General features: G+C 63.4%; 25 protein-coding genes. 13 read left to right on the top strand and 12 right to left on the bottom strand.

Annotated elements, in window-relative coordinates; genetic code table 11:
- Positions 1-68: 68 nt before the first annotated feature.
- The 3 genes from ACTJKX_RS13870 to ACTJKX_RS13860 form a co-directional block, all read right to left on the bottom strand.
- Positions 69-1049, bottom strand: coding sequence for a nickel/cobalt transporter (locus tag ACTJKX_RS13870; protein ID WP_440725602.1), 981 nt, complete (start codon positions 1047-1049; stop codon positions 69-71).
- On the bottom strand, positions 1046-1693 hold the full coding sequence (locus ACTJKX_RS13865; protein ID WP_311942309.1) for a DUF1007 family protein: 648 nt from the start codon (positions 1691-1693) through the stop codon (positions 1046-1048). Before ACTJKX_RS13865 ends, ACTJKX_RS13870 begins: the two co-directional genes overlap by 4 nt.
- 318 nt (positions 1694-2011) lie before the next feature.
- On the bottom strand, positions 2012-3025 hold the full coding sequence (locus ACTJKX_RS13860) for a zinc-binding alcohol dehydrogenase family protein (protein WP_415080678.1): 1014 nt from the start codon (positions 3023-3025) through the stop codon (positions 2012-2014).
- Between the two features lie 102 nt (positions 3026-3127).
- Here ACTJKX_RS13860 and ACTJKX_RS13855 point away from each other — a divergent pair, with 102 nt between their 5' ends.
- The gene (locus tag ACTJKX_RS13855; protein WP_440725601.1) at positions 3128-3502 is read left to right on the top strand and encodes a winged helix-turn-helix transcriptional regulator; all 375 of its coding nucleotides are present in this window, start codon (positions 3128-3130) and stop codon (positions 3500-3502) included.
- Positions 3503-3527: 25 nt separating this feature from the next.
- On the opposite strand, the gene ACTJKX_RS13850 is transcribed toward ACTJKX_RS13855, so the two are convergent.
- Together ACTJKX_RS13850 and ACTJKX_RS13845 are read right to left on the bottom strand one after the other, a co-directional pair.
- Complete coding sequence (locus ACTJKX_RS13850; protein WP_440725600.1) at positions 3528-4232, bottom strand: DUF1045 domain-containing protein; 705 nt, start codon at positions 4230-4232, stop codon at positions 3528-3530.
- 125 nt (positions 4233-4357) lie between these two features.
- Positions 4358-5944: a gamma-glutamyltransferase family protein gene (locus ACTJKX_RS13845; protein ID WP_440725599.1), complete on the bottom strand. Its 1587-nt coding sequence runs from the start codon at positions 5942-5944 to the stop codon at positions 4358-4360.
- A gap of 218 nt (positions 5945-6162) precedes the next feature.
- On the opposite strand from ACTJKX_RS13845, the gene ACTJKX_RS13840 reads away from it, so the two are divergent.
- Positions 6163-6420: a hypothetical protein gene (locus tag ACTJKX_RS13840; protein WP_440725598.1), complete on the top strand. Its 258-nt coding sequence runs from the start codon at positions 6163-6165 to the stop codon at positions 6418-6420.
- A gap of 34 nt (positions 6421-6454) precedes the next feature.
- Positions 6455-7399: an alpha/beta hydrolase fold domain-containing protein gene (locus tag ACTJKX_RS13835; RefSeq protein ID WP_440725597.1), complete on the top strand. Its 945-nt coding sequence runs from the start codon at positions 6455-6457 to the stop codon at positions 7397-7399.
- A gap of 11 nt (positions 7400-7410) precedes the next feature.
- Here the strand turns inward: ACTJKX_RS13835 and ACTJKX_RS13830 are convergent, their stop codons facing one another.
- Both ACTJKX_RS13830 and ACTJKX_RS13825 read right to left on the bottom strand, forming a co-directional pair.
- Complete coding sequence (locus tag ACTJKX_RS13830) at positions 7411-8757, bottom strand: MATE family efflux transporter (protein ID WP_440725596.1); 1347 nt, start codon at positions 8755-8757, stop codon at positions 7411-7413.
- A 74-nt stretch (positions 8758-8831) separates the two neighbouring features.
- Positions 8832-9257, bottom strand: a complete 426-nt coding sequence (locus ACTJKX_RS13825) for a DUF1330 domain-containing protein (RefSeq protein ID WP_440725595.1) — start codon at positions 9255-9257, stop codon at positions 8832-8834.
- 203 nt (positions 9258-9460) lie between these two features.
- Between ACTJKX_RS13825 and ACTJKX_RS13820 the strand changes: the two genes are divergently transcribed.
- Positions 9461-9796, top strand: coding sequence for a GIY-YIG nuclease family protein (locus tag ACTJKX_RS13820; protein WP_440725594.1), 336 nt, complete (start codon positions 9461-9463; stop codon positions 9794-9796).
- Positions 9797-9990: 194 nt separating this feature from the next.
- Positions 9991-10260: a hypothetical protein gene (locus ACTJKX_RS13815; protein WP_311942332.1), complete on the top strand. Its 270-nt coding sequence runs from the start codon at positions 9991-9993 to the stop codon at positions 10258-10260.
- 154 nt (positions 10261-10414) lie between these two features.
- Here ACTJKX_RS13815 and ACTJKX_RS13810 read toward each other — a convergent pair whose 3' ends face one another.
- A complete protein-coding gene (locus ACTJKX_RS13810) occupies positions 10415-12115 on the bottom strand; it encodes a vWA domain-containing protein (RefSeq protein ID WP_440725593.1) in 1701 nt (566 codons plus the stop codon).
- A gap of 365 nt (positions 12116-12480) precedes the next feature.
- Here ACTJKX_RS13810 and ACTJKX_RS13805 point away from each other — a divergent pair, with 365 nt between their 5' ends.
- The 4 genes from ACTJKX_RS13805 (at position 12481) to ACTJKX_RS13790 (ending at position 15814) form a co-directional block, all read left to right on the top strand.
- Positions 12481-12783 carry a hypothetical protein gene (locus ACTJKX_RS13805; RefSeq protein WP_311942338.1) on the top strand — a complete coding sequence of 101 codons (303 nt, stop codon included), beginning with the start codon at positions 12481-12483 and terminating at the stop codon, positions 12781-12783.
- 598 nt (positions 12784-13381) lie between these two features.
- Entirely contained in the window at positions 13382-13969 is a 588-nt protein-coding gene (locus ACTJKX_RS13800; protein WP_311942341.1) for a L,D-transpeptidase, read from the top strand.
- A gap of 226 nt (positions 13970-14195) precedes the next feature.
- A complete protein-coding gene (hchA, locus tag ACTJKX_RS13795; protein ID WP_440725592.1) occupies positions 14196-15071 on the top strand; it encodes a glyoxalase III HchA in 876 nt (291 codons plus the stop codon).
- 38 nt (positions 15072-15109) lie between these two features.
- Positions 15110-15814, top strand: coding sequence for a PA1136 family autoinducer-binding transcriptional regulator (locus ACTJKX_RS13790; protein ID WP_394311951.1), 705 nt, complete (start codon positions 15110-15112; stop codon positions 15812-15814).
- A 116-nt stretch (positions 15815-15930) separates the two neighbouring features.
- On the opposite strand, the gene ACTJKX_RS13785 is transcribed toward ACTJKX_RS13790, so the two are convergent.
- The 3 genes from ACTJKX_RS13785 to ACTJKX_RS13775 all read right to left on the bottom strand — a co-directional run bounded on the left by ACTJKX_RS13785 (position 15931) and on the right by ACTJKX_RS13775 (position 17359).
- Positions 15931-16119 carry a hypothetical protein gene (locus ACTJKX_RS13785; protein WP_149251642.1) on the bottom strand — a complete coding sequence of 63 codons (189 nt, stop codon included), beginning with the start codon at positions 16117-16119 and terminating at the stop codon, positions 15931-15933.
- Between the two features lie 316 nt (positions 16120-16435).
- Positions 16436-16654, bottom strand: coding sequence for a hypothetical protein (locus ACTJKX_RS13780; RefSeq protein WP_440725591.1), 219 nt, complete (start codon positions 16652-16654; stop codon positions 16436-16438).
- Positions 16655-16858: 204 nt separating this feature from the next.
- On the bottom strand, positions 16859-17359 hold the full coding sequence (locus tag ACTJKX_RS13775) for an RT0821/Lpp0805 family surface protein (RefSeq protein ID WP_311942356.1): 501 nt from the start codon (positions 17357-17359) through the stop codon (positions 16859-16861).
- 21 nt (positions 17360-17380) lie between these two features.
- Between ACTJKX_RS13775 and pdxH the strand changes: the two genes are divergently transcribed.
- From pdxH to ACTJKX_RS13755, 4 genes are all read left to right on the top strand, one after another.
- Entirely contained in the window at positions 17381-18025 is a 645-nt protein-coding gene (gene pdxH, locus ACTJKX_RS13770) for a pyridoxamine 5'-phosphate oxidase (RefSeq protein ID WP_440725776.1), read from the top strand.
- A gap of 129 nt (positions 18026-18154) precedes the next feature.
- A complete protein-coding gene (locus ACTJKX_RS13765; RefSeq protein ID WP_394311955.1) occupies positions 18155-18907 on the top strand; it encodes an SDR family NAD(P)-dependent oxidoreductase in 753 nt (250 codons plus the stop codon).
- Between the two features lie 148 nt (positions 18908-19055).
- A complete protein-coding gene (fabI, locus tag ACTJKX_RS13760) occupies positions 19056-19874 on the top strand; it encodes an enoyl-ACP reductase FabI (protein WP_068284574.1) in 819 nt (272 codons plus the stop codon).
- 235 nt (positions 19875-20109) lie between these two features.
- On the top strand, positions 20110-20691 hold the full coding sequence (locus ACTJKX_RS13755; protein WP_394311958.1) for a histidine phosphatase family protein: 582 nt from the start codon (positions 20110-20112) through the stop codon (positions 20689-20691).
- 123 nt (positions 20692-20814) lie between these two features.
- Here ACTJKX_RS13755 and ACTJKX_RS13750 read toward each other — a convergent pair whose 3' ends face one another.
- Positions 20815-21234: a hypothetical protein gene (locus ACTJKX_RS13750; RefSeq protein ID WP_311942369.1), complete on the bottom strand. Its 420-nt coding sequence runs from the start codon at positions 21232-21234 to the stop codon at positions 20815-20817.
- Between the last annotated feature and the right edge of the window lie 117 nt (positions 21235-21351).

The following is a 21351-nucleotide window of genomic DNA, read 5'->3' as shown; positions in this document are numbered from 1 at the left end:
CTCGGCACGCCTTGCCGCATCATACTGCGCAGCTTTTTAGGGGCCAAGCGTTTTGGCGATGACGGACCCTATGCAGAGGGTAAATTTATCACGCCGGCCAGCAGGATGAGCCCGAGCGCAAAGACCATGAAGGCAAGGCCCATTTCGAGCGTGCGCACCGTGATGGCGGCGGCAAAGCTCTGCGGGGCGGCAAGGCGCACGGCCAGGCTCTTGGCCATCACCGCGACGGTGGCGATGACGGCGATGGTGAGGGCGGTACCCAGGCCCATGGCGAAGGTCGCGATGATGCCCGAACCGTAGATTCCCTGCCGCCAGGCGAACACCAGCACGATGATGGCACCCGTGCAGGGCCTGAGGCCGGCGGCCAGGATGGCTCGCATATTGTTGCGCTTGGCGGTGTCGCTGTCGGTCGGCAAGGCGAGATGCCCGCAATTGGCGTCATGGACGTGGATGCTGGCGCCGGGCAGGCCGAAACGAGCGGCGATCAGTCCCCAGAGCGCGCGACCCTTGCGCCAGAACAGCCAGGCGCCGACCGCCATCACCATGAAGTTGGAGAGACGCTCCAGCATCAGGGTGGAGGCATCCATGGTCTGGGCGGTAACGTTGAGGATGGCGGCCAGCACCGACACCATGGCGATGGCGGACAGCGCTTGCACCAGGGCGAAGGCGCCGGACAGCGCGATGCCACGCTTCACCGCCTCGTCATTGGCGAACAGATAGGATGAAATCACCGCCTTGCCATGGCCGGGGCCGGCCGCGTGGAAGACGCCATAGCCGAAACTGAGGGTGATCAGCGCCAGGCTGGCCGTGCCGTTCTGCTTGGATTCCTTCAAGGCATCGACGAGCAATTGGTAGTAGCGCGCCGTCTCTGTGAGGATCCAGGCCAGGAAGGGACTGGCGGGGCCGGTGATCGATTGTTCGGGCCGGCTGATACCAAAGGGCGTGCTTTTCTGGGCCAGCGCTTCGCCGGCCATCAGCATAAGCAGGACCAGGACGGCTGGTGCCGCCTGCGCGACCCGCCTGGCAAAACGGCCTGTCCCCGCGATCACGGGCAGTTCACCTGGATGTTGTTGGCGAATTTGGCACCGAAATCCTTGTTCTGGTCCAGTGCGCTGAAATAGGCCTCGTCGAGCTGCAGGGCAGCGGCCTTCTGGTCCTCGCTGGGCGGCTTGGGCCTGATGACGTTGAGTGCGCAACCCTGTGGGGAACCGTCGAGCTTGGCAGGGGTCTCGTCATCAAGGGTAAACGCGACATAATAGGTCGGGTCGTAGATCTGGATTGCCAAGGCCTTCTGCCCCTGTGTCTGCGGGGAGGACAGGGGCAGGAAGAAATGCAGGGTCAGGACGCCGTTGGTAAAGTCGAGATAAGGATCGACCGGATCCTTGAACAAAAGCTCCTTGCCGCCGAGCTTGGCAAAGGTGAAGTAGCCGAAATCCTTGAGGTTCTCGACATTGGTCTGGGCCAGAGGAGCGAGAGCCTCGCGGGTGTAGCCACCATTCGCGCTCTGCTGCAGCCCCTGCGTGGCATAAGAAGAAAAGGCCTCGTCGAAGGTCCAGTGCTGCTTGACGCCGGTTACTCGCCCCTTGTCGTCGTAGACGATCTCGCTGGCCGAATTGACGAAGACATGCGGATGGGCCGCAGCCCGTCCAATGAGACAACCGAGCAGCACGGTGGCGAGAAGAAGCGAACGCATGAACGATCCGGTTTGCAGAGGGCGGGAGCTGTAGCGATTCACCACTCGGAGGGTTGTAACCCGCCGAGTGGGGCGGAAGCATGGCGCTCCCTAGAGCAAAGCTCGTTCAGGCGTGAATGCTTTTTTGCTCTGACTCTTTGGTTCGACGCGTCTTTTCGATTCTTGATGATTCAACCAAATCGCAAAACGCCACAGCCTTTGGTCCGGGAGCGCGCTGTTTGACAACAGCTTCCGGCTTCGGAACCTGTCAACGCGGCCGGGTTGTCCCGAACTCTTCACGGGCGCGGGAACTCAGCGCCCGCGCGCCGCTCGCATTTCTCAGAAGCCCTCCAGCACGATCTTGCCCTTGGCGCGCCCGCTTTCGATCAGGGCGTGGGCCTGCTTCAAATTTTCGGCATTGATCGGACGCAGCACCTGGCTGAGCGTGGTGCGGATCCTGCCTCCGTCGATCAGTGCGGCGACCTCGTTCAGCAGTTTGCCCTGCTCGTCCATGTCCGGCGTCTGGAAGATCGGGCGGGTGAACATCAGTTCCCAATGGATCGAGGCCGCCTTGCGCTTGAAGCCCATGATGTTCAAGGCTTCGGGATCGTCGATGAGCCCGAACCGGCCCTGCGGGGCGATCAGTTCGACGATCTCGTCGAGGTGGCGGTGGGTCTCGGTGGTGGAAAAGACGAAGGCGGGTGCTCCGATTCCGAGCGCCGCAATCTGTTCGGCGATCGGCTTGCTATGGTCGACGACGTGATGGGCGCCCAACTCGCGTACCCAGTCCTGCGTCTCCGGGCGCGAGGCAGTGGCGATGACCGTCACATCGGTCAGCGCGCGGACGAGCTGGATGGCAATCGACCCGACCCCGCCGGCGCCGCCGACGATCACGATGGCATTGGCCGCTCCGGGCACGGGGCGGCGAATGTCGAGCCGGTCGAACAGCATCTCCCAGGCCGTGATCGCCGTCAGAGGCAGGGCCGCAGCCTCTGCATTCGACAGGCTTTTGGGTTTGTGGCCCACGATGCGCTCGTCGACCAGATGAAACTGGCTGTTGGCGCCGGGCCGGGTGATCGAGCCGGCATAGAACACTTCGTCGCCGGGCTTGAAGGCGGTAACCGCCTCGCCGATTTCGGCCACCCTGCCGACCGCGTCCCAACCCAGCACCTTCCACTCACCGGCTTCAGGCGAGGCCCTGCGGCGCACCTTGGTATCGACCGGGTTGACGGAGATTGCCGCGACCTCGACCAGAATGTCGTGGCCGGTTGCCTTGGGCCGGGGCAGCTCGAAGTCCTCGAGCGCCGTGGTGCTGTCGATGGCGCCGGCTGTCCTGTATCCGATTGCTTTCATGGCTCGTTCCTCGTGCTGATTGCTATGGGCGGAACTTGTGCTTATGATTGGTTATCGTCAATATGCACAAAAAACGCCTATAGTATCAAAAAGGATACTGTCATGGCCAAAGCGCGCCATTCGCGGTTCGATTGCACGCCGGGCTGTTCGGTCGAGGCAGCCATCGGCCTGATCGACGGCAAGTGGAAGTCGATCATCCTGTTCCATCTACTCGCCGGCACGCTGCGCTTCAGCGAGATCCGCCGCCACATCGCCAATGTTACGCCGCGCATGCTGACCAACCAGTTGCGTGAACTGGAGGAGGACGCGCTGATTGAGCGCAAGGTCTATGCGCAGGTACCGCCCAAAGTGGAATACAGCCTCTCCCACCTCGGCCGCAGCATGGAGCCGGTCCTGCTGGCGCTGAAGGCCTGGGGGGATGCCCATATCGGCTTGTACGGCAAGCCGCATGCCGCCGAAAAGGCAGACGCGGCCTGATTCCATCCCAGGAAAGCCGCCGCCGTCAGCCCTGGAGCGTGGCGACGTCGATCACCTGGAAACGCCCGCCATCCTCTTGGCGAAACAGGCCGAGGCGGTCGATGCGCAAATGCGGGGCGACCTCGAGCTCCTGGGCTCGGGCGTCCAGGCGTTCGCCGATGGCCGCAGCATTCTCGATGGCGCCCGACAGCGTCATGTGAAAGCGGAATTCTTCGAGCACATGGGGGTAGCCATGGGCATGGAGATAGCCACGCTGGCGCTCGCTCAGGCGGTCCGGGTTGCGGCGCGCGATTTCGGAGGGCGTGAGCGGCGCACGCAGCCTGTCGAAATGCCTGACGATGCTGCTCTCGAGGACGGCCAGCTCGGCCGGCGGCTCGGCGGGCACCATGGCGAGAAAGGCGCGGCCGTCGCGCGAGGACGGAATCGGCAGAATGACCCAGGCGCCGAGATCGACCGGCCGATGGGTCTTGGCGAAGGCAACGAAGTCCGATGCAAGAGCCGCTTCGTCCACGCCCTCGGCCGCACGGAAGGGAGCCTTCAAGGTGGCATGGAAGCCATAGAGCCGAGGATCGGCGGTCATCTCATGCCAGGCGGACGCCGAGGCGAGGGCAGGGTGCCATTGCGGCACGTCCCGGCCGGTAAAGGCATCGTAGCCCAGGACTTCGCTGCCGAAGCGCCAGAGCGCCGAATCTGCAGCGGGCACATAATAGATCGCGTAGCGTGTCGTCATTCTCGAACATCCATAAACCTGCTCTGCAGCATCGAACTTGATCCTGGAGGTAAGATCGATGCCATAATTTGTTGTTTCGAAAGCCCTTTTATTAAAAGGCCGATATCCCCCCTCAACTCGATGGGCTAGAGCCCGAGGGCCCCGCCATCGGCGCGCGGGTCGTGCACGGCCTCGATGCGGCCATCCCTGATATGGCGGACGAGCGCGCCGGCATGACCGAAGCTGTCTGCATAGGGCCGGCCGATGTCGATGGGATGACCGGCGCGGTCGAGCGCGTTGAGGAGGCTTTCGTCGAATCTGTCTTCCAGCTGAAGTACGGATTTCTGGATCTTCTCGTCGCGAGCGAGGACGAAACGAGGAGCATCGACGGCAGTCGCGAGGTCTTCGCCCAGGCGATAGCGCGAGAACAATTGCGCCAGGATCTGCGGCTGGGCATCGCCGCCCATGGTTCCGAAAGGCATCACCCGTCCATCGGCAAACAGGGCCATGGCCGGGGCAAGCGTATGGAAGGGCAGGCGCCCGGGCGCCAAAGCGCGCGGCGAGCGGGCGTCGAGCGAAAAGGCAAGGCCACGATTCTGCATCAGCAGGCCGGTCTTCGGCAGGACCAGGCCCGAACCGTAGTCCCAATAGATCGATTGGATGTAGCTGACGGCAAGGCCTTCCTTGTCGATCGCGCCCATCCAGACGGTGTCGCCCTTGGCACCCTGCGGGGAGGAGGGGGCAGCGCGCGCCATGGAGATCGCAGCGGCTTCGCGCTCCAGGAAGGCCGGGGTGAGGAAGGCGCCCGGATCTGCGCTCATCGAGGCAGGATCGGCAATCTCGCGATCGGCGATGGCCGAGGCCCGTTTGGCCGCCTCGATCAGGCCATGGAGGTGTTCGAAGCCGCCTGCTCGCTTGAGGCCGAGGCGTTCGGCGAGGCCGAGGATGATCAGGGTGGACAGGCTCTGCGTCGGCGGCGGCAAACTAGAGAGTGTGGCCCCCGGCAGGGCGAGGCTCAGCGGCTCGCGCAGCCGTGCTTCATAGCGTCGGAGATCCTCCCGCGTGACGAGGGCACCGGCGCGGTCGAGATCGGCGGCGATCTCGCGGGCCGCGTCGCCACGATAGAAATCGTCGAGTCCGGCATGGGCGAGTTGCTCCAGCAGACCCGCGAGAGCCGGCTGCAGGAGGCGGTCGCCGGCCTTGGGGGCTTCGCCTGATGGCATGAAATGGGCTGCGAAGCCTGGCACGGCCTTGAGTTCATCGATCTCTGCCGCTTCGACGCGGGCCTGCGAGGCCGAGACGGTAATGCCGTCGCGGGCATGGCGGATGGCGTCTTCCAGCAATAGGGCCACAGGTAGCCGTCCCCCGAAAGCTCTGGCCATCTCGGCGGCGATCTGCCAGCCGGCGATTGCGCCGGGAACCGTGAGGCTGGAGAGGACGCCGCGAGACGGCACTTCGTCATAGCCGAGATCGCGCAGGGCCGAGATGGTGGCCCGGCTGCCGGCGGGGCCGCAGGCCTGGACCGTCCGGACGCGGCGGCTCCTGTCGGCCACCAGCCAGAAGCCGTCACCGCCAATGCCATTCATATGCGGATAGGTGACGGCGATGGTGGCCGCCATGGCGATCATCGCCTCGATGGCGTTGCCGCCCTGGATCAGGATGCGCTGGCCGGTTTCGCTGGCCGGATGATGGGGCGTGGCGACGGCAGCGTGACTGAAAACGGGGGTTTCCATGGAGCAGGGGGCTTTCCAAGCGAAGACTTACATGGACGATTTGTCATCTCACGCGCCCCGAGATCCGTCGGGAATCCAAAGGCACCTGAAAACAAAGCGTTAGCGCGGGAGTGCCGATGCGCTCCGGCGTGCTTCATTCTACAAGGGGCGTAGCAAAGCGCGGCGCGATGGTATAGAGGCATGGGACGACATTCACGGAAGCCGCCAGGGAGCCGCCTTTGCCCAGCTCTGACAAATCCATCAATTGGACCAGCCTGATCACCATTTGCTCGGTTGCCATTCTGATCGGCACCGAGTTGCTCGGTGCGGCCTGGGCTTCCGGCTGGGCGCTGGCGGGATTTTTCCAGCTCGGGTCCACGGTCGAGGTCATCCTGCAAGGCGTGTTCGGCCTGATAGCCCTCTATGCCATTTTCGTCTTCCTGAGGCAGGCCAGCCGGGTCGAGCCGATCTTCAAGCGTGAAGGCGCCGGCTCCTAAGGCGAAATGTCCTGAACCGCCATCCGGCGGCAGGATGGCGGAAGCCGCCGAAAGCAGCCTCGCCGCGCGCTCGCTCCACGGCCTGTTTCGCCTGCTGAGGGTGAAGGATTGGGCGAGGCCGCCGGTTCTGAAGGCCTTGATTCGCCTGAGCCGCCATACCGGTCCTGCACTGCCTCCCGCCCGTTTGCGCAATCTCTGCGAGATCCGGCAGGACATGGCGCATGGTGACCGCGTATTCCACCTCGGTCCACGGGATGGCGGGCAGGCGCCCTTCCATCTGCTCTACTTACATGGCGGCGCTTATTCGTTTGCGATCAGCTTCCTGCATTGGCGTTTTCTCGAAGATCTGATCCGCCGTACCGGCTGCAGTGTCACTGTGCCCTTCTATCCTCTGGCTCCGGAAAACGATCCTCGCGACGTGCTGGCGAGCGTGCTGGCGCATTACACGGATCTGTGTGCCGGCATCGCCCCGGAGCGCATGGCGGTGATGGGCGATTCGGCTGGAGGCGGGTTGGCCCTCGCGCTGGCCCAGGCCCTGGTCTCGGCCGGTCGGCCCCAGCCGGGCCAGATCGTCCTGCTCTCGCCCTGGCTCGACCTCACCATGGAGGATCCCGCGACGCTGGCTCATAGGCCACATGACCCGGTGATCACGCCCGAGGCAGCCCGTGTGGCGGCGCGCCTTTATGCCGGTGACCTGCCGCTAGACGATCCCGGTATCAGTCCGCTTTATGGCGAGATGCGGGGGCTCGCGCCAGTCGCCGTCATGACCGGCACGGCCGATCTCCTCAATCCCGAGGCCCACAGGCTGGTGCAGCGTCTGGAGGCGGCGGGACAGCCCGTCGAACTCCTCGAGCAGGCCGGCATGGTGCATGCCTGGATGCTGCTGCCGCTGCCGGAGGCCGTACGCGCGCGGGGGCAGATCGGCGATCTGCTCAATGCGCGCTTCCGGCCGGAGGGCAAGGTGACCCATCCGGCCTGATTTCCGGCCGCTCAGGTCAAGAGCCGCGCCGGTCTCTTCGACCAGACGAGGCGGTAGTAACAGGCCTGAAACAGCAGATTCGCGGCGAACCCGGCCGCATAGCCGATCCAGATACCGGACAGGCCGAGCTTTGCATCGAGCAGGCAGGCCAGCGGTACCTCGACCAGGGCGATGGCGGCCATGAACAGCACCATCGGCACCAGGACCGTACCATCTGCCCGCATGACCCCGCTCAGCACCGCCGACCAGCCGGCGAGCACCACGCTCCACAGCACGATGCGCAGCAGACCTGCGGCGGCAAGAGCCGTGGCGGAATCGGTGATGAACAGGCCGATGGCCACCGGGGCAAGCAGATAGGCGGCCACCACGAAGGCGCCCGTGGTAACCAGGTTCAGACGCAGTCCCGTTGCCAGGATAGGCCCGACGGCGCCTGGCTTGCCCGCGCCGATGCTGTGGGAAGCCAGGACCGTCGCCGTGATGCCCAGCGACATCACCGGAAACTGCACCCAGCTCATGATCTGATTGATCGCGCCGTAGCTGGCGGTTGCGCCGATGCCGTGCCGATTCACCAGGCCAAGCAGCACCAGTTCCGCCACTGCCAGGCTCATCATCTGGCCGGCGGTCGGCAAGCCGATGCGCAGGATGGCCGGAACGAACGAAACATCGAAGGCAGGTGACAGCGATGGCGCCAGTGGATGTCGGCGGCGGCGCCAGTGCCAGGCAAGCCAGAGCAGCGAAAACGCATAGGCGCCGATGGTGGAGACGGCGGCGCTCGCGATGCCGAGACGAGGCAGTCCCGCCCAGCCCTCGATCAAGGCTGGCGTGGCGACAAGAGACAGTGCGGTTGCGAGGAGGAGCACGAAGAGCGGTGAGACGGTATCGCCGACGCCTCTGCTCATCGAGGTGACGAGCCAGAGCAGGAAGATCATGGGACAACCCACTGTGATCAGGCGCGCATAGTCGATGGCCGCCGGCAGGATCGTCATGGGCGTGCCGAGGGCCTGCAGCAGGCCGGGAACGGCGAAGTGGCCGAACAGGGCGATCGGCAGGCTGAGGGCGAGCATCATCACGATGGCGGTGGCGGCGATACGGCGAACGCGCGGGCGATCGCCTGCCCCCCAGGCCTGGCCGATCAGCACGGCGGCGCCGCTGCTCAGGCCGATCACCAGCGAGAGCGCCAGGAACAGGATCGGAAAGAAGGCGGATACCGCGGCAATGGCCGGCAGGCCGAGCAACTGACCGATCCAGATGCCGTCGAGCGTGCCGGAGGCGGCCTGGAGGACATTGGTCAGCATCATGGGCAGGAGGATGCCGAGATAGAGGCGCCATAGGGGGCGGGGGGCGGGAGACGATGACATGGCGGATACCGGGCAAGCGCATGCAATCCGGGCGGCGGACCGCCAGGTGCATGCGGGAAATCGACGGGTGAAAATCAGGCAGGAATCGGTAGTTCCGTCAGCGGTAACAGGCGTGAATCGACCCGTGCGGCGGTGCGGTGCCCGAGCCCGGCGAGATAGTCCCGGTCTTCGGCAAAGGCGAGGAAGCTCTGCACCGAGGCCTGCCGGATCAGCATGACCAGGTCCCAGCGTTCGGTTTCGGGGCCGATCAGGAACGCACCACCGTTCCCGAGAAACTGAACTTCGCCGCCACTTCGGGACAGGAAGGGCAGGGTGTGGACGATATATCGCCGGAAGGCTTCCTCGCCGGTGATCGGCGCGGCGGGGGCGAGATCCGGCGAGGCCGAATAGTCGGCAACCTCACGAAAACGCAGGAGATTGAGCATGGTGATGGGGCCGGCAAGGCCCCGCGTCACGAAGGCTCGTCCGGCCTCCTGCGTAGGAGAGAGAAAGGGCGGCATGATTTTTCCTCGGCATCCTGCGGAGTCCAGCCTGGGCAGGCACTTGTCTGCCGCCGAACGGGTGGACTGTGAATGGCGGCCCTTATACCCGGGTAAAATTACACAGTCAATATACCCGGGTAATATTGCCTCACGTGCCGATCTGGTTTATGGCTGCCTTCCAACGTGCAACGCCAACCCGGTTCGGCCCAAGGAGGCCGCCCATGAAACGCGAAGATCGCAAGGCGGCAGTCGATGCCTATAGGAAGCGCAAGGTCGCGGGCGGCATCTATGCCGTTCGCTGTGCGGAGACGGGGGACTGCTGGGTTGGCCGGGCGCCGGACCTCTCCAAGATCCGCAACCGGCTCTGGTTCACCCTGGGCCAGGGTGTCGGCCTGAATCCGGCCTTGCAGGCCGCCTGGAACCGACACGGAGAACAGGCCTTCACCCTCGAGATCGTCGAAGAACTCGAGGATGAAGAGGTCGCCTTCATACGCGAACGGGCCCTGAAGGAACGGCTCGATCACTGGATCGCGGTGCTGACGGCAAAGCCGATCTGATGTCGTCATTGTCCGGTGATGGAGGCGTCTTCGTCGGTACGCCGTGCTCGGGTGCTTGGCGATGCTGAAGGCAGTCGGTCCGGATCCGGTCGGGCACCCAACCCATTCTTGTAATGGTCATGAACGACGTGGCGCTTCTCATTTGACGCCGGAACAGCGCATGATGCAGATCGCGATTACCGGGGGCCTTTCGCATGTCCGATCTTCCAAGCGACGATCAGCTTCGCATCACGCTGGCGCGAACGCTCGGCCTCGTCTTCGAGGATTGGAGCATGCCCGATCCGACACGCATGGAACTGGATGTCGAGCAGGCGATTCGACAGGCGGTCCGGCGAGCCTGGCCGGACTTGACCGTCACCGCGGTGGTGGCCGGCCTTCGGCACGAAGGCGAAGTCGATAGCATCGATCTCCTGATGGCCGACACCCGCAGCGGCATCAAGAGACGATATCTGGTGTTTCCCTGACATGCGTCGCGTTCGGGGCAGGGCGCCTGCAGGCTCCAACGGTGCGGATGCCTGTTGAGGCACCCTTGCATCTGCTGTCGAATTCATTCGCAAGTCGCTGCCGATGGCCGCACCTCGTCCCGTAAAGGGGCGAGGACGGGCACCGAAATCGGGATCATTGCGGCAGGGCCAGCTTCACCTCATTGCGTATGCCGGCCTTGATGTCGACGTCCTGGACGACGCTGACATCGCCCTTCCAGGCGCTGATCTTGTATTTGCCGGCAGGCAGGACGTAGTTCGCCGGCAGGGTGTAGAGCCGGGTAATTTCTTTCGCCTCGCCATAGATATCGGTTTCGGGACTGGTGATGCGCACCGAGTCCGCACCCGGCGCGTCGAGGGCGGCAAGGCCTGCATCGAGGGGGAAGGAAGCCGTGACCGTCTCGCCCGCCTTGATCTCCAGGGGGAAGACGCGATCCACCCCGTCGATCTGGACATGAACGCGATAGGTACCGGCAGCAATGTCGAAAACGGGTTCGCCGTCATAGGCATCGGCCAGGAACGACTCACCATCGACCGGCGTGGCGCCGGCGAGGATCTCCACATGGGGATCTTTCGCGACGGGGCCTCCGGAAACGAAGACAATCTTGCCCTTGAGCTTGCCCACGCCGGCGATGACCTCGACGGGGACCGTTTCGGCCGGTGCGACCTCAACGTCACGGGATTGAATGGACGTGCCGAGCTTGAGGGTGACGCTGTATTCGCCCGCCGGCAGGATGACGGACGTCTCGGCATCATAGGCGGTGAACAGGTCGTCGGTGTTGCCCTTGGCCTTGACGGTCCAGGTCGCGTTTTCCAGGGCCGTTTCAGTCGCGGTCCGCTTGGCGCGCAGCCCAAGGCGGCCGGCATTCAACGCCATGTCGACGCGGTTCATCTCGCCGGCCTTGATGGTGATGGGAGCCTTCACGCTGGCCTGTCCCACCGTGAGCGTCAGAATGTAGTCACCTGGGGCGACCTGCTCGTGGATGTTGGCGTTGTAGCTCGTCATCACCGTTTCAGGCGCCACGCCTTCCGGCGCCGGGCGGGCGAGTTCCCACTGCACATTGTCGGTGAGCGGGTCGTCGCCGGCCGCCAGTCTCGCATAGCCGGTCAGGTTCCAGTCAGGCTTGGGTTCCGCCTTCGGCTCGGCCTTGGGTTGCGGAGCCGGCGCAGGCGGCGGCGGATTGCCTTGCGCCGTGTGAACGGCCTGTTGGATGGCCTTGGTGAGTTCGCCGGCATCCTCTGCCTGCAGGGCTATGCCGCCGGTCGCCTCCGCCATGCAGCGCAGTTCCCGGTTGGCCTCGGGATCCTTGATGTCGAAGCCGACAGTGTCGACGACGAGGTCGATATCGGCCTTCTTCAAGGCAGCGGCGACCTCGCAGGGGTCGGCATTGCAGGTCTCGACGCCGTCGGAGACGAGAATGATGGTCGACCGGCCCTCCTGCCCCTTCATCGCTTCGGCGGCGGCTCGCACGGCGTCGGTCATCGGCGTACGGCCGTTGGGCGACAGGCCCCCGACCATGGCCATGAAGGCCTGCTCGTCGACGGGGCCGACCGGTTTGAGCGTCTCGATGTCCTTGCAGTCGCCCTTGCGGCGGTGGCCATAGACGATCAGGCCGAGCTGATCTTCCGAAGGCCAGCCTTTCAGGATGGTGCCGACGGTTTGGCGGGCCGCTTCGATCTTGGTGATGGCGCCTACCTTGCCCCACATCGAACCCGAGGCATCGAGCACCAGCATGACGCGAGCTCCTTCTTCTGCCCTCGCGCTCGCCGCCATCGGCGACAGGGCGCCCGCCAGGCCGAGGAAGCCCAGAAGGAGGAAGCAAAAGCCTTTCTGCATGGAAAACTCCAATGGATCTGCCGATCGGAAGCCCGTCCGGCCATGCTCGCCGGTTGCCGGTTCGAACACAAGCGAAGGTTGCGTGCCCTGGCAGGGCGCAGAATGTGTCGCCGTCGTCCGTTACCTCTGTGCGCTTTCGCATAGGGGGACGCGAGGTGATGGTGTTCATTCGGCATTGACGGCGCCACCTCCCGCGCACCGCTTGAATGCCCTTCTCCCGCTTTTTGGACAGGCGGCATGCTGATACCGCCCCACAGCGATGTGCGAAAACGCACAGCGCGAAGGGGCCGTTTCCAATTAACCATTGCTGTATCAGCTGGGCCGGAAATCAGCACGAGCCCACGCAAAATCGTCGGGGACTATCGATGTTGACCTCAAACGCACGCCTGGACTGGAACGACGACATCGACATGTCGGCGCCAGACATCACCGAGCTGCATCGCGCTTATATGCTGTCGATCCGGCAGCACCAGCGTCTACTGGGCGAGCTTTGCGCGACGCTGTCCAGTCTCGGTGTCGCCATCGACAATTCTCCTCTCGACTCGCAGATGCGAGATGCCCTTTCCGCCGGTGTCGGCCGTCATGTCGACCTGGCCCGCGGGATCATCGCTGGAATCGACAGCGCATTGAGCTTCTCGGCGCCGACGCGTCCGTCGACCGCTCATTGACGAATAGTCGCTGCAGCGGCAGCCGGCTGTGCCGAAAGGCACAGGGGTGCAGCGGCCGGGAAACCGGGTTGCCGTGGACGTAACTCTACTCTCCATAGCAGTACCTTGAGCGGGCAGGCCTTGCAGGAGGTTTGTCCGCTCCTTTCAGCTTGGATTTCCCGTAGAGAGCGAACCTTACGCTTGGTTGCTTCAGGAAGCCGGCGCAGCTCTTCCAAGAAAGAGGCACGATGCGTGTCCTCACCTCGCCTGCGTTACAGTAAGGCAGGGGCGGCTTCGTCGGGGTAGAGCACGTTCTTTTTCGATCTCTCTCCTGCCCAAACTGTTTGTTTCTGCGTATCTTTGTCATTTCCTGGGGTTCCGCCAGGTTGCAAAACGCTCCAGGGGCGGGTTTCCGAGTGGGTCACGGGGGCGGCGTATGATATCGGCAACACTTCTTGTTTTTTAATCAAACCGCATTGACACCCACTGGCTGTTTCATTTTTGTACTGCTGATGTGTTGATGTTTCCGGCTCTCGTCTGCCTAGTACCGCCGGACTTAACCGAACAGTAACCATAATGATGTCGGTACTAGCTACGCGCTGACGTATTCGGGGGTACTATGAAACTGGTCCATTTTGCCGTGCTCGCGGCCATGTCGCTGAGTCTGGGCGCCTGCCAATATACCAAGACGGCCGATCCCGTGCTCTCGGAGCGGGACGCGCAGTTCATGGCGATGATTCCCACCGGCGATGTGGACAAGATGTTTGCCCGCTACATGGTCGACAATCCCACCGGCGAGCCGCCGGGCGTGGTGGTGGTCGAGACCAAGCAGCATCTGCTCTATTATACGCTGCCCGACGGCAAGGCGATGCGCTATGGCGTGGCCCTCGGCAGCGAGGCTTTCGGCTGGACGGGCGAGGCCGTCATCGACCACAAGGCGGAATGGCCGACCTGGAATCCGCCGGCCGAGATGATTGCGCGCTGGCCGCATGTCAAGCGCACCGAGGGTGGCTGGACCAATCCTCTCGGCGCACGCGCGCTCTACCTCTTCCAGGGCGGCAAGGATACGCTCTATCGCATCCATGGCACCAACGAACCCGAGAAGATCGGCCGCAGCGTATCGTCCGGCTGCATCCGCATGCGCAACATCGATGTGATCGATCTTTATAACCGCGTTCCCGCCGGCACGAAGGTGATCGTGCGCTGAGATTTGCGGTTTCGGGCATCCCGGCGCGTCCGGGCTGGCCTGCCCGGCATTCGTTCGACATGAAGCCCCGGATCTTTCCGGGGCTTTTTGTTTGCCCGGCCGGCGCTGCATGGTTGCCGAATGAGGGGCGGTCTTTCTGGCCGGGTTGAGGGAAATCCCTCATCCGAGGCGCGTGGCATGGAGACTATCCTCGGTGGACGGTTCATATCAGCCCGGAGAGACCATCATGACCGACCGCTCGGAAGACAGACATCCTACCCCCGATCGTGCCGAGGAGAATGCCTTCTTTCCTTCGCCCTATTCACTGAGCCAGTTCACGTCCGCCAAATCCGACCTGGGGGATGCACACTACCCCGACGCCTATCGCGGGGGGCGCTGGAAAATCCTGATGATCGCGGCGGACGAGCGCTATCTCCTCATGCGCAACGGCACGATGTTCTCGACCGGCAACCACCCCGTCGAGATGCTGCTGCCGATGTACCACATGGACCAGGCTGGTTTCGAAATCGAGATCGCCACCCTGTCGGGAAACCCGGTCAAGCTGGAGCTCTGGGCCTTTCCGAAGGAGGACGATGCAGTCCAGGGCATCTATCGCAAATATCTCGACAGGCTGAAGCAGCCACTGAAGCTGTCCGACGTCATCGAGGGCCGGCTCGGCAATGCCTCGGATTATATCGGCGTCTTCATCCCCGGGGGACATGGCGCCTTGATCGGCCTGCCGCAAAGCCGCGACGTCAAGGCGGTGCTCGAATGGGCCCTGCGCAAGGACAAGCACATCATCTCGCTCTGTCATGGCCCTGCGGCCTTGCTGGCCGCCTCGATCGGCGAAGCCAAGGCAGACTCCCCCTTCAAGGGCTACAAGATTTGCGTGTTCCCCGATTCGATCGACGCGAAGACGCCCGATATCGGCTACATGCCCGGACCCATGCCTTGGTTCATCGGCGAGAAGCTGCGGGAAGCCGGTGTGGAAATCCTCAATGACGACATCACCGGCCGAACGCACCAGGATCGCAAGCTCATTACCGGCGACAGTCCTTTCGCATCGAACAATCTTGGCAAGGCAGCAGCCCGCGCTCTGATCACGGAGGCAGCCGCGCTATAGTCGCCCGGATGACGGCGCATGAAGATACGGATCAAGACATGGATCAGCTCTACGGCACGGTCTTCGCCATCGAGAGAAGCGACGACCTTGCATCGATCCAGCAATGCGTCCGTGCTGCCGCTTTGCCGTTCGGATTTGATCGTTTCGTGCTGTTTTCTGCAGCCCCGGTGCGCGACGACCTGGTCGAGAAGATCTATTGGGCGGAGGGGGATTGGTTTGGCGACGGGACTGTCGTGGATGCGAAGACCTATGTCCGCCGCTGCCCGGTGACGCGCCATATCCTGTCCACGGACGAAGCCTTTTTCTGGACCAAGACGGTTTCGAGCCGCGGCGAGAAATATCGCGTGGTCCGCACGCCCAGGGGGGCAGGCGTGCATGGGCTGCAGATTCCCGTCTTCGGCCCCGCCGGTCTCGAGGGCGCCGTGACCTATGGCGGCGAGCGGATCGACAGCTCTGCGCGGGCTCGCATCGCCCTGACGATCATCGGCGTCACGGCTTTCCGCTCGGCGCGACGCCTCATCGAAGGTGGTGGCGACGACACGGCCGCCAACCTTACGCCGCGGGAGCGCGAAGTCCTGCGCTGGACGGCAGCGGGCCGGCGACAGGCGGACATTGCTGCGACACTCGGCTTGTCGGAGCGGACGGTTGAAAATCATCTGCGCCGGGCACGCCTGCGCCTGGGAGCCGCGACGACTGCGCAGGCGGTCCGAACGGCGATTCGACAAGGCGAAATCGAGGACTAAGCGAGTCGTTTCGGAAAACGCGCTTTGCTTCCGCATGTCTTACCGGACGTCACCGAGGCTTGCCCCAGGACGCGCGAACCGTCGCCGGATATACCGACCTGCAATATTGCCAAGTCTTACGACTGGGCCATCTGCTGAAGGCGAGTATAGGCCGCCTCCGCGCTCATCTGGCGCTGGTCCTTTTCCTTGCGCGCCGCGCCCACGGCGGCGGCCAGAGCCGGGATGGCGATCTTGCCATAACGATCCTCGAGCTTTTCCCGCTTCTCTTGCGCGGGCTGCTGGAGACGCGATCCCTCGATGTCCATAATCTGGTCCTCAACCAAGATACACGACAAGTATGTGCACGGATTTACGCAGTTACGACAACAACTTATCCCATAATTGACAGCGAAGGCGTGGGAATTATGACGGAACGGCGACATGATTAGCTCAATTGCGACATTGACGTTATTTTGCTGCAGCATGTTGCAAGAACGTCACAAGTAAATGAGCCGCATGGCCATAAAGAAAGCCGCGCTTTGCGGCGCGGCTGCGATGCATTCATAAGTTCAATGTTACCGATATGCCGCGCGCATGTCGTTGCAGCCGCGTCGCATATCGACAAATGCAGGATGCTTCCGCTCAGGCGGCGAGATCGTCGTCTTCGTCGCGCAGGCAGGCCGGCATTTCATGCTTGGGCTTTTCGGGTTTGGCCACGACCCGGGCCACCTGCGCCGCGGCAGCGGCGACGGCCGAAATACCGATGGCGCGATAGAGATGCTGCAACTGCTCGCGCGGGGACCCTTGCTGGGACGCGAGCCCTTCGCCCGGTCGGGCGGCGGAAAGAGGGGAGGTCGTCATAATTAACTCCATACGCAACGACACGCTCTACTTACATTCACCCTGGAGGTGCTTTGAAGCGAGGTGAGGGCCGGACTGTGAATATTTGGCGGCGAAGCTATCATGGTTAACGTGAAGGCTCCGTGATACTTCGCACGGCATGGTGGGCAGTATAGACCCCGCCACCTGAATGTTCGATTAACCGGGCCTCCGGCACCGGCAAATTCATGCCCTCGGCAGGGCCCAGGGCTGTACGCTGACGATCGACCAGGCCGTACCGCTCTTGCGGCAGCCCTTGCCCTGGTACCATTGCGCCGGGTTCGATCCCCGGACCAACCCCCCGGTCTGGTCCGACTGCGCCGCCACAAAGCTGCGGCAGGTGAGCTTGTTCTCGACATAGGTCTCGGCCACCGGCGTCACCGAACCATGGGCGCCGGTCGTCATATTCGACCATTGGATCGACGCGCCCGGATTCTGGGGGTCCATGGCAGCCTGCAGCGCAGCCTTGGCTTGCTGCCAGTCGGCATCGGTCATGCTGGCATTGAGGCGGATGTCCTGGGCGGGAATCGAGCCGGTCGTGGTCTGATCTTCAGCCGAACCGAAGATCGGGCCGAGAGGCGTCGAAATGGCGCAGCCTGTCAAAATGACACTGGCGATCAGCGCTGACAGTGGGCCGCGGACGCGGTACGCGTTATAAGCGCCCTTGAAGACGAACAGGCTGAACACAGTGGAGCCACCCCAATGACCATGACGTTAGGTAATCTTGGCACGGGCGAGTTAACGCCGGGTGACTCGGCTGGCTTCCTCGGCGCGTCCGAACCGTTTTTGCTGTTTGCGCAATGGCTCGCGGAGGCGGAGAAATCCGAGCCCAACGACCCCAACGCCATGGCGCTCGCCACGGTAGATCCCGATGGCTTGCCGGACGTCCGCATGGTGTTGCTCAAGGGCCTCGATGACAAGGGATTCGTATTCTACACCAACACCCAGAGTGCCAAGGGCCAGGAACTGGCCGGCACGCCCAAGGCCGCCCTGCTGTTTCACTGGAAGAGCCTGCGCCGGCAGGTGAGGGTGCGCGGGCCAGTGGAGCGTGTCACGGATGCGGAGGCCGACGCCTATTTTGCCACGCGCCCGCGCGGGAGCCGAATCGGCGCCTGGGCCTCGCAGCAGTCACGGCCGCTCGAGGGGCGTTTCGCCCTCGAAAAGGCGGTGGCGACCTACACGGCCAAATTCGCCATCGGCGAGATCCCACGTCCTCCGCACTGGACCGGTTTTCGCATCCTGCCGGTGCAGATCGAGTTCTGGCACGACAAGCCGTTCCGGCTGCATGACCGCCTGGTTTTCCGGCGTGTCGAAAACCAGGGCGGCTGGAGCCGCGAACAGCTTTATCCCTGAGGACAGCGGCGCTGCAATTCGGGATGCCATTCGCGGCGATCCGCCGCCCTATTTCATTTGGGCGTCGTGATATCTATGTCTTCTGGCATGGCTCTTGGGAGCCGCCCCCTTTTTCGATCGGTTACATCAATGACAAGCAGTTCCTCCCAGCATCCGCAGCGCGCGATGATCCTCACCGGCGCCTCCCGGGGGATCGGGCATGCCACCGTCAAGCGCTTTTCAGCGGCCGGCTGGCGGGTCATCACCTGCTCCCGCCATGCTTTTCCGGAGGAATGCCCGTGGGAGGCGGGCCCCGAGGATCACATCCAGGTCGATCTGGCCGATCCGGCCAATACCGAGGAAGCGATCCAGGAGATCAAGCGCCGTCTCGACGGCAGCGGCCTGCATGCACTGGTCAACAATGCGGCGATTTCGCCGAAGGGCAAGGGTGGCTCGCGCCTGAGCAGCATCGAGACCGGGCTTTCGGATTGGCAATGGGTATTCCAAGTCAATTTCTTCGCACCGATCATGCTGGCGCGCGGGCTGATCCAGGAGCTCGAGCAGGTCAAGGGCTCGGTGGTGAACGTCACCTCGATAGCGGGCGCGCGCGTTCACCCCTTTGCAGGGGCCGCCTATTCGACCTCCAAGGCTGCCTTGGCCGCCCTGACCCGCGAAATGGCCTCGGACTTCGCGCCGCGGGGCATCCGGGTCAATGCGATCGCGCCCGGTGAGATCGATACCTCGATCCTGTCGCCCGGCACCGAAAAGATCGTCGCGCAGATCCCGATGCGCCGCCTCGGCACGCCGGACGAGGTGGCCAAGACCATCTACTTCCTGTGCACGGACCAGAGTTCCTATGTGAACGGGGCCGAGATCGCCATCAACGGCGGCCAGCACGTCTGACGGCGGTGTTCCGGGGGCGGGAAGGTTGCCCACAATGCTCCCGGCATGACAGGGATGGTCTATTCCTCAACAAATAGGTCTATCGCCCCTTCCCCCCTGCGCAGCCTTCCGTTATTCATGCCGTTCCTTTCGAATAGGCAGTTGCGGAATGACAGCAAGTGGATTGATGGCCGGCAAGCGCGGCCTCATCATGGGTGTGGCGAATAATCGATCGATCGCCTGGGGTATCGCCAAGGCGTGCAGGCAGCATGGCGCCGAGCTCGCCTTCACCTATCAGGGGGACGCCCTCAAGAAGCGCGTCGAGCCCCTGGCTGCCGAACTTGATGCCCTGGTCGTCGGCCATTGCGACGTCACCGACGGCGCCAGCATCGATGCGGTGTTCGCCGAAGTTGCCGCCAAATGGGGCAAGCTCGACTTCATCGTCCATGCGATCGCCTTTTCGGACAAGGATCAGCTCGACGGCCGTTATCTCGAGACGACCGAAGAGAACTTCACCAAGACGATGCTGATCTCCTGCTATTCGCTCACCTCGGTCGCCCAGCGCGCCGAGAAGCTGATGACGGATGGCGGGTCGATCCTGACGCTGACCTATTACGGCGCCGAGAAGTGGATGCCGCACTACAACGTCATGGGTGTGGCCAAGGCCGCGCTCGAGGCGAGCGTGCGCTACCTCGCCGCCGATCTCGGCGAAAAGGCGATTCGCGTGAACGCCATCTCAGCCGGCCCGATCAAGACCCTTGCCGCTTCCGGCATCGGCGATTTCCGCTACATCCTGAAGTGGAACGAATATAACGCGCCGCTGCGCCGCACAGTCACCATCGAGGAGGTGGGCGAAGCGGGGGCCTATCTGCTCTCCGACATGTCGCGCGGCGTTACCGGCGAAGTGCACCATGTCGACGCCGGCTACCACGTGGTCGGCATGAAGAATCCGACCTCGCCCGACATCACGCTTGCCGGCAAGGACTGAGCGGCAAGGGCAGGCTTTGGAGCACCGGTCCAGCGATTCCGCGGGAGCGGGCAGCACGAAAACGAGACGGGCGTTCGCCGGCTGGCGTCATGCCCGTCCAAGAAGGATCTGCAAGATATCAAACACTTGCAGAGCGTCTGGGTGTCAACCGTAGGTGGGCGATATTGAGAAGCTCTGCTTGGGGAGGCAGGACGGCCTCCCGTCAGGTTCATGCGTCCAAAGCAGGAGTAAGCCCGTGGCGCCAACACTTTACTTCATGCGCCACGGCGAGACCGACTGGAACGCTGAAGCGCGCCTGCAAGGCCAGCAGGACATTCCCCTCAACGAAGCCGGACGCAAGCAGGCTGCCGAAGCTGGCCACAGGCTTGCCGAGATTCTGCCTGAGCCGGACAGCTTGCCCTGGCTGGTCAGCCCGCTGGGACGCACGCGCGAGACGGCGGAACTGGCGCGCAAGGCGATCGGCCTGCCGCCGCAGCGCTACACGACCGATGATCGCCTCAAGGAGCTGACCTTCGGCGATTGGGAAGGCCGAACCTGGGCTGAATTGCGGTCGGTGGACCGCAACATGGTGAAGGCGCGTACGGCCGACAAATGGGCCTATGTCCCGCCGCGCGGCGAAAGCTACGCCATGCTGCACGACCGCATCGCGCTCTGGCTCAAGACGGTGACGCAGGATCAGGTGGTTGTCAGCCATGGTGGCGTTGCCCGCGTGCTGATGGTGCTGCTGGCCGGTAAAGCCAGCGCTCAGGCGGCCGAAGAACCGATCTGGCAGGGCAAGCTGCTGGTCTTCCGCAACAAATCGGCCGAATGGGCTTAAGGCATTTTCGCGGCTGACCAGAACCGCCGAAGCAGATAAGCGTTTCGGCGGTTCTGGGCATCAGGCCCGGCGAGGCCTGCCGGCCTCGTCGAGCAGGGCCGCTTGCAGCGGCAGTGGATCGGGTCAGGTAACCGGGCCACCCTTGCGCTTGCAGCTTGCGCGGAACTTTTTACGGGGCGCGCCCTTCAGTCCCTGCTTGTCGGCGGCATCGGAGCAGGCCTTGGAAATGGCCGCCTTTTTGCTGGCATCGACCGTCGGCTTCTTGGCCATCGGGGTCGTCGGCGTGGCACTCGGCGCCATCTGTTCGGTCGGTGCAGCCGTCGCCGGTGGCGTGGCTTCAGGCGTGGTCTGTGCGGATGCTGCGCCAACACCCAAGGAAAGCGCCAGTGCAATTGCCGGAAGCAGGCCAAGATGGCGGACGTTCATGGTATTTCCTCCAGTATATTCGATTTCGGGTAGCGATTTCGATATCCAGCCCGACTCAGGCATGGAACCATGACATGGCCGAATTTTGACCTTCGTTTGAGAATTCAGCGGCGGCATCTGATCGAATCCTATTTCGATCCTGGATTATGCCTTGCTTATTCTGATCAGCTGCCCTGGCAATGAAGGAGTTTGTCGGACACCTTCGACCCTACAGGGACACGGTCGAAATTGAGT

It is taken from the genome of Labrys sp. 22185 (genome assembly GCF_052045555.1).
Taxonomy (GTDB): Bacteria; Pseudomonadota; Alphaproteobacteria; order Rhizobiales; family Labraceae; genus Labrys; species Labrys neptuniae.
Note: the sequence above shows the minus strand (reverse complement) of the source record. Positions and strands in the feature narration are given on the sequence as shown.